The sequence below is a fragment of the Deinococcota bacterium genome (genome assembly GCA_030858465.1).
Taxonomy (GTDB): domain Bacteria; phylum Deinococcota; class Deinococci; order Deinococcales; family Trueperaceae; genus JALZLY01.
On sequence record JALZLY010000270.1, the window covers coordinates 1 to 6,428 of the forward strand.

The 6,428-nt window shown below is 68.8% G+C and carries 8 protein-coding genes; 4 read left to right on the forward strand and 4 right to left on the reverse strand.

Annotated features, from left to right (window positions below):
• From M3498_13605 to M3498_13615, 3 genes are all read left to right on the forward strand, one after another.
• Nucleotides 1-180: DUF6483 family protein (locus tag M3498_13605; protein ID MDQ3460312.1), on the forward strand; the 180-nt coding region annotated here is incomplete at its 5' end.
• 23 nt (nt 181-203) lie between these two features.
• Entirely contained in the window at nt 204-1,379 is a 1,176-nt protein-coding gene (locus tag M3498_13610; protein ID MDQ3460313.1) for an aminotransferase class I/II-fold pyridoxal phosphate-dependent enzyme, read from the forward strand.
• 12 nt (nt 1,380-1,391) lie between these two features.
• Nucleotides 1,392-2,363 carry a M28 family peptidase gene (locus M3498_13615; protein ID MDQ3460314.1) on the forward strand — a complete coding sequence of 324 codons (972 nt, stop codon included), beginning with the start codon at nt 1,392-1,394 and terminating at the stop codon, nt 2,361-2,363.
• 3 nt (nt 2,364-2,366) lie between these two features.
• Here M3498_13615 and M3498_13620 read toward each other — a convergent pair whose 3' ends face one another.
• The 3 genes from M3498_13620 to M3498_13630 form a co-directional block, all read right to left on the reverse strand.
• The gene (locus M3498_13620; GenBank protein ID MDQ3460315.1) at nt 2,367-2,939 is read right to left on the reverse strand and encodes a CPBP family intramembrane metalloprotease; all 573 of its coding nucleotides are present in this window, start codon (nt 2,937-2,939) and stop codon (nt 2,367-2,369) included.
• A gap of 56 nt (nt 2,940-2,995) precedes the next feature.
• A complete protein-coding gene (locus M3498_13625; protein MDQ3460316.1) occupies nt 2,996-3,550 on the reverse strand; it encodes a DNA topology modulation protein in 555 nt (184 codons plus the stop codon).
• A gap of 203 nt (nt 3,551-3,753) precedes the next feature.
• The gene (locus M3498_13630; GenBank protein MDQ3460317.1) at nt 3,754-5,139 is read right to left on the reverse strand and encodes an HD domain-containing protein; all 1,386 of its coding nucleotides are present in this window, start codon (nt 5,137-5,139) and stop codon (nt 3,754-3,756) included.
• Between the two features lie 36 nt (nt 5,140-5,175).
• Here M3498_13630 and coaE point away from each other — a divergent pair, with 36 nt between their 5' ends.
• Complete coding sequence (gene coaE, locus M3498_13635) at nt 5,176-5,790, forward strand: dephospho-CoA kinase (GenBank protein MDQ3460318.1); 615 nt, start codon at nt 5,176-5,178, stop codon at nt 5,788-5,790.
• Nucleotides 5,791-5,924: 134 nt separating this feature from the next.
• Here coaE and M3498_13640 read toward each other — a convergent pair.
• Nucleotides 5,925-6,428: hypothetical protein (locus tag M3498_13640; GenBank protein ID MDQ3460319.1), on the reverse strand; the 504-nt coding region annotated here is incomplete at its 5' end.

A 6,428-nucleotide genomic window follows, 5' to 3' on the forward strand; every position in this document is an offset into this window, starting at 1 on the left:
GCGGAGGACGTGCTCTTCAGCCTGCTCGAGGCCGCGCCGGACGAGCTTTTGCTCGAGCAGGGCAGGAGCTTTTACCGGACGCTCCTGAGCCTGGACGACGACAGCCTCGAGGCGGGTGGCCTGCCTCGTGACGAGGTCGAGGAAGGCTTAGGGGAACTCGAGCGCCGCGCCCAGGGCTAGGCTGCGCTTGCTAAACTGGAGCCATGAAGAGCAACCGTTGGGTTTCACGCCGCGCCCTGGCTATGCCCGCCAGCCCTTTCGAGACCATGGACCGCGCCAAGGCCGAGGCCAGAGCCAAGGGTCTTGAGGTTATCGACCTGTCGATAGGCTCCTCCGATCTCGGCCCGCCGCCCGCCGCCTTGGAGGCGCTCCGTGAGGCGACCCATGAGCCCGAGACCTACGGCTACTGCCTCTTCTCGCGGACGCTCGAGCTGCGCGAGGCGGTGGCCGCGTGGTTCTTGCGGCGCTACGAACAGGCGCTCGAGCCAAACCGCCACGTCCTGCCGCTCATCGGCTCGCAGGAGGGCTTCGCCAACCTGCTCCTGGCTGTGACCGACCCCGGCGACACAATCCTCGCGCCGGACCCCGGCTACCCCTCCTATTACGGGGCCATTGCCATAGCCGGGCTCGAGCTCGTGACCATGCCCCTGCTCGAGGCGAACGGTTATCTGCCGGACTTGAGCGCCGTCGCTTCGGACGACGCCAGGCGCGCCCGCGTCCTGGTCCTCAGCTATCCCAACAACCCGACGGCGGCCGTGGCCTCCGAAGCGCTATTCGATGAGGCCATCGCCTTTTGCCACGCCAACGATGTCTTGCTGGTGCACGACTTTCCCTACGTGGACATGGTCTACGGCGACTACCGGGCGCCCTCGGTGCTGGCCCAAAAGGGCGGTTTGGAAACAGCCATCGAACTCTACTCCTGCTCGAAGAGCTTTCACATGGGCGGCTTTCGCATCGGCTGGGCGGCGGGCAACGAGGACGCTGTCGCGGCGCTAAGGCAGGTCAAGGGTGCTATCGACTTCAACCAATACCTGGGCATCCAGCGCGCGGCGGTCGCGGCCCTAAGGGCCCCTGGGAGCGAGCTGCGCAAGGCGGCGCAGGTCTTTGAAGCGCGCCGCGACGCGCTGGTCAGCCTCCTCAACCGCTCGGCCTGGCCCACGCCCTTGCCGCAGGCCAGCATGTACGTGTGGACGCGCCTGCCCCGAGGTTTCACCGATTCCTACGGCTTCGCCACCCTGTTGGCGCGGCAGACCGGCGTCTGCCTGGGGCCGGGTCGGAGCTTTGGGGAAGAGGGCGAAGGCTACGTGAGATTTGCGCTGGTGCGCGAGCCCGAGGCTTTGGAGCGCGCGGTCTCGAGGATCAGGGACTGGCTCGATTAGCGTGCGCGGCTCATGATACGAAGCTTGCGGGACGACGTGACGGCGCTGGCGACGCCCGCTGGCAGAATGGTCGGCACTCCCGGCCACGCCGAGGCGCGCCGCTACCTCGTGGGGCGCATGGCTGAGCTGGACCTGCGGCCCTATGCCGACGCGTCGTTCGAGCTGCCTTACGAGGTGGGCGGGCAGCAGTTCACCAATCTCGCAGGCCTCCTGCCGGGCGCGCGGTCCGGCGATCAGAGAGCTGGCCTCGAGCCCATAATGCTCTTGGCCCACTACGACACCGCCGGCCCCTTTCCCGGCGCGGACGACAACGCCGCGGCTGTCGCTATCCTGCTGTCGCTGGTGCCGAGGCTGAGAGAAAAAGGGCTGGAGCGGCCTATCGTCCTCGCCTTTCCCGACGCCGAGGAACCCCCTTACTTCCTTTCGCCGGCGATGGGCTCGACCTTCTTCTATACGCGCCAGCGTACAGGTCCTGTCCACGCCGCCATCGTCCTCGACCTCGTCGGTCACGATGTTCCCGTTCCTGGCCTGAGCGACCTGCTCTTCATCACCGGCCTCGAGAGCGACCCCGTCCTGGCAGGGCTTCTGAGAGCCTGCGAGCCGCACGGGGGCGTCCGCATAGTGGCAGCACTGAACCGCTACGTCGGCGACATGAGCGATCATCACGTCTTCCGGGTGAACGAGCGGCCCTACCTCTTCTTGTCCTGCGGCCACTGGGCCCACTACCACCAGCCCAGCGACACGCCCGAAAAGCTCAACTACAGCAAGATGGCGTATATCGCCGACTACCTGCTGGGGCTCGTGACCGAGGTCTGCGATGCTGAACTGAAGGGGCCGTTCGAGGGCTACGACTCGACCGAGACCGAGCTCTACTTCATGCGCCGGTCGCTGGGAGAGCACGCCGCGGCGCTCGGTCTGCGCTTCGAGAGCCGCCGCGACATCGACGCGCTGGCTACGCTGCTCACGCGGACGTTCGGCCTCTAAGCGTCAGCCTTCGTTGGGAAGATGTACACCCACCTGTGGCTGAGGGCGCCTCCGCGCGCCTCGTTGCAAGCGGCGCACCTCCAAGAAGCCGTAGAAGTTCACTGCGAAGTGGGCGAGCATCGCCGCCCAGAGGCTGCCCGTCCACAGCGTGACGTAGCCGAAGACCAGGCCCGCCACGAAGGTGTAGGCGGTGTAGCTCCAGGCCCGGCGCGGCGCGGGGTGCAGCAGCGCGAAGACGGCCGCCTGGCCCCAGACGCCCAGCAGCGGCAACAGCGCCCCGCGAAAAAAGAGCTCTTCTGAAACAGCCGTGGCCGCGGCCAGGCCGAAGGCCAGCGGCAGGGTGATGGGAAAGCGCCTGAGGGCGTTCTCCAGCAGCTTGCTGGCGGTGCGAAAGGAGGGCAGCAGGCGCTCGAGCCCCCAGGCCCCGCCCAGGAGACCGAGAGTGGTGAGAGCGGCTGTCAGCAGGATGATCAGGGGTCCCGCCTGGGCCCCCAACTCGAGCGGCCTTAGCAGCAGCCACACACCACCGGCGAGCCCCGTCAGCAGGCTGGGCAGAAAGACGAGGTAGCGCCTCATAGGCGAACCCTATGCCCTCACCCTATTATGCCCTCACCCCTATGAGGCGCATCTCGCTAGGGTCGGGCGGGCCAGGCGTGGGAGGGTTTGCCGTGTTCAGCCGGCTGCTCGAGCCCTCTCAAAAAGCGCCTGACGGCTCGCGGCGACTTCAGGTGGAAGATGGCCTTCTCGCCCCTGTAGGTCGCCAGCTTCTCGAGGACGCCCGGCCGCTTCTTCTCGGGGTAGTCCCAGATCCAGCGCAAAAAGGCCGGGTCGAGCTGCTCCGGGCAGCCCGGCGTGAGGTCAGGCCGGCACCTGCCGTGGTACCGCACCCGGCGCTTTAGGGCCCGCCACAAGCAGAGCTTGCGCGGCATGTCGAGAAAGATGACGGTGTCGGCGGCCCTGAGCCTGATATCCATGGTCTTGCCGTAGTTGCCGTCGATGATCCAACTCGGCCGCCCCACCAAGTTTTCCTGGATGGTCGTCCAGGTGGGTGTGGGCGTCTCCTTCCAGCCGGACTTCCAGTAGAGGGTATCCAGGTGAACGACCTCGAGGCCGAGGCACTCGCCGAGCGCTCTGGCCAAGGTCGATTTGCCGGCACCGCCGGAGCCGATGATGGCGATTCTTCTCATAGACCCGCTTCTCATAAACTCGCTTCTCATAAATCCGTGCGTCCTCCTCCCCAAAAGAACGACCGCACCCCCTTGAGGGAGTTACTCTACCACAAGAGATCGGAGACTTGAGCTTCGCTTAAGCCTCCATTAAGCTCCAGAGTATAAGGGAGCGGCGGGGCGAAAGAGGGTGGCTGCCCGACATTCTCCAAGCCCCCGCCATGCTAGCCCTCCTCGCCGCCTGGCGCCTCCGTCCAGCCCCTGCTGCGGGCGTAGTGACGAAGCGCCCTTTCGGCCTCCGCCCGGCCGCTGACGTCGCCGACGGCGGCGGCCTCCTGCACGAAGCGCACCGCCTCGCCGACCCTGGGGCCGGGCGCCAGGCCCAAGAGCGCCATCACCTCGCGGCCGTCCAGGAGCGGCTTGGCGGGCGGCGCCTCGGCCATCAGCCTGAGAACGCGGGCCAAGGCCAGCCGGTAGCGCTCGCGGCCCCCTTTGCTCGCCAGGGGGCCACGCGCCGCCTCGCGGTCGGCGACCATCAGCTTCAAGAGGTCGGGCAGGAGCGCGCGGCGGCGGTGCAGAAAGCGCCGCGCCTCCTTGTCGCTGCCGGGCAGCGGCAGCATGTGGTAGCGGATCAGGCCCGCGACCCGCCTGATGCGCTCGTCGGGCTGCCTGAGGCGCCTCAGGAGGCTAGAGGCCAGCTCCGCGCCCAGCTTGTCGTGGCCGTAGAAGTGGTAGTAGCGCCCGGAAGCGTCAAAGGTCTGCGTCGCGGGCTTGCCCAGGTCGTGCAGGAGCGCCGCCCAGCGCAGGCTCAGTGGACTGTCCGGGAAGTGGCGGAGGAGCTGCTCGAGCGCCAGAAGGTTGTGCGCCAAGACGTTCAGGTGGTGAAAGCCGCGCTGCTCGACCTCTCTGCCCAGGGCGAGCTCGGGCAGGTAGACGTCGAGCAGGCCGAGCCTCTCCATGAGCCTCACGCCGTAGGCGGCGCGCTCGCTGAGCAGGAGCCGGTTGAGCTCTTCGCCGACGCGCTCCGGGGCGGGCAGGGCGACCTCGCCCGCCCTTTGAGCGCACGCCTCTGCGGAGATGGCCGCATGAGTCTCGGCCTCGAGCGCAAAGCCGAGACCCGCCGCCAAACGCACGCCCCTGAGCGGCCGCAGGGGGTCGGCGCGCAGGTTCTTCCGGCTCACCATGCGCAGCCGCCGCCCGCGCAGGTCGCGCAGGCCGTCCAGCGGGTCGAAGAGGTGGCCCTCCGGGTCGGCCGCGACGGCGTTGACGGTGTAGTCGCGGGCGCGCAAGTTGGCCTCGAGCGCGCCCCCCAGCGGCGTATAGTCGCGGCTCAGGTCGCCCGCGACCACGCGCCAGTGGCCCCGCGCCCCGTCGAGCGGGAAGGCGCTGCCGCCGAGCCCCTCAGCCGCTTCCCGAGCCGCCCGCTCCGGCGCGGGCACCAGCCAGTCGAGATCGCCGAAGGGGCGGCCCAGGAGGGCGTCGCGCAAGGCGCCGCCGACGAGGTAGCCGCCCTCTGGCGAGGGCGTAAACTGAGCCATGTCCAGAGCCATGTCCAGTTCGCGCCCTCGCCCCAGCAGCCCGCTCAGCCAGTCCTTTAGGATTATTACCATAGCCATTACCATAGCCATTATAGGAAACCCGCGCCCGTGAGGCCCTTGCGCCTCGGCCTGACCGGCAACATCGGCTCGGGCAAATCCACGGCGGCCAGGCTCTTAGTGGCCAGGGGCGCCGCCCTCGTGGACGCGGACGAGTTGGCCCGCGAGGCCGCGGGGGACCCGGAGGTCTTGGCGAGGATCGCCGCCGAACTCGGCCCGGAGCTCGTCGAGGACGGCCGGCTCGACCGGGCCGCCACCGCCGCGCGGGTCTTTGGCGACGAGGCGGCGCGGCAGGCCCTGAACGCCATCGTGCACCCCTGGGTGCGCCGGCGGAGCGACGAGGAGGTGCGGGCGCTGCTCGAGCGCGCGCCGCCGCCGGTAATCCTGCTGGACATTCCTCTGCTCTTTGAAAACGGCCTCGAGCGCGGCCTGGACGGGGTCATCGTCGTCGCCGCGGACTTGCCGGCGAGGGTGGCGCGGGTGGCGGCGCGCAGCGGCCTGAGGGAGGACGAGGTGCGCGCCCGCGACGCCGCCCAGATGCCCCTGGCGGAGAAGGCAAGGCGCGCGGACTACCTGCTCGACAACAGCGGCAGCCCTGAGGCGTTGGGGGCGCAGATAGACGCGCTCTGGGCCGAGTTGACCAAAAGAGCGCGGGAAGACCCGTAGGCCTTGCCGTGGATTTCTTCCTGTGCGTTTAGAACGGCTCGGACCTCCTGCGGTAGAGGACCGCGGGCGGCCGCGGTCCATACTCGCTCTGCTCGCCCCGGTTTGAACGGCCGTTCAAACCGGGTTGGAGGTGCTTACCAGCGAACCGGCGTGAAGCTGTAAGAGTAGCTGCCCTCGGGCGAGGTCAGGCTGTAGCTCACGCCCGGCCCGAGCCGCGAGGCGACGAAGGCGAGAAAGCTCTCGACGGCCTCGCCGGCGGCGCTCACCGCCTCGAAGTCGAGGTCGGCGCTGCCGGTCAGGCCCGCGCTGAGCTGGAGTTGGCTGCGCAGCTGGCTCGCCGTAAAGGCCAGGTTCGCCTCGTTGTCGACGTAGGAGACGCTGCTCGCCTCCGCGGGCACGGCCGCCAAGAGCGCCGCCACTTCGGCCTGGCCGGCCAAGCTCTCGCCGCCGGCCCGCGCCGCCAGGACGCTCTCCATCGCCTCCGCCGAGGTGGCGATCAGGGCGTAGCCGTCCGTCACCGCATGGGCCACGGTAACGCCGGGGCTGACGGTGTAGAAGGTGGCGTTCACGCCGCCGATCTCACGCCCTTGCGCCTGGGGCAGGGCCTCGCCCATCGGGTCGGCAAAGGCGGACAGGGT

Excerpts from the sequence above, each read along its gene's own strand:
- M3498_13615 (MDQ3460314.1), top strand. The coding sequence starts at position 1,392 with ATGATACGAAGCTTGCGGGACGACGTGACGGCGCTGGCGACGCCCGCT.
- M3498_13625 (MDQ3460316.1), bottom strand. The coding sequence starts at position 3,550 with ATGAGAAGAATCGCCATCATCGGCTCCGGCGGTGCCGGCAAATCGACC.
- M3498_13610 (MDQ3460313.1), top strand. The coding sequence starts at position 204 with ATGAAGAGCAACCGTTGGGTTTCACGCCGCGCCCTGGCTATGCCCGCC.
- M3498_13620 (MDQ3460315.1), bottom strand. The coding sequence starts at position 2,939 with ATGAGGCGCTACCTCGTCTTTCTGCCCAGCCTGCTGACGGGGCTCGCC.
- M3498_13630 (MDQ3460317.1), bottom strand. The coding sequence starts at position 5,139 with ATGGTAATAATCCTAAAGGACTGGCTGAGCGGGCTGCTGGGGCGAGGG.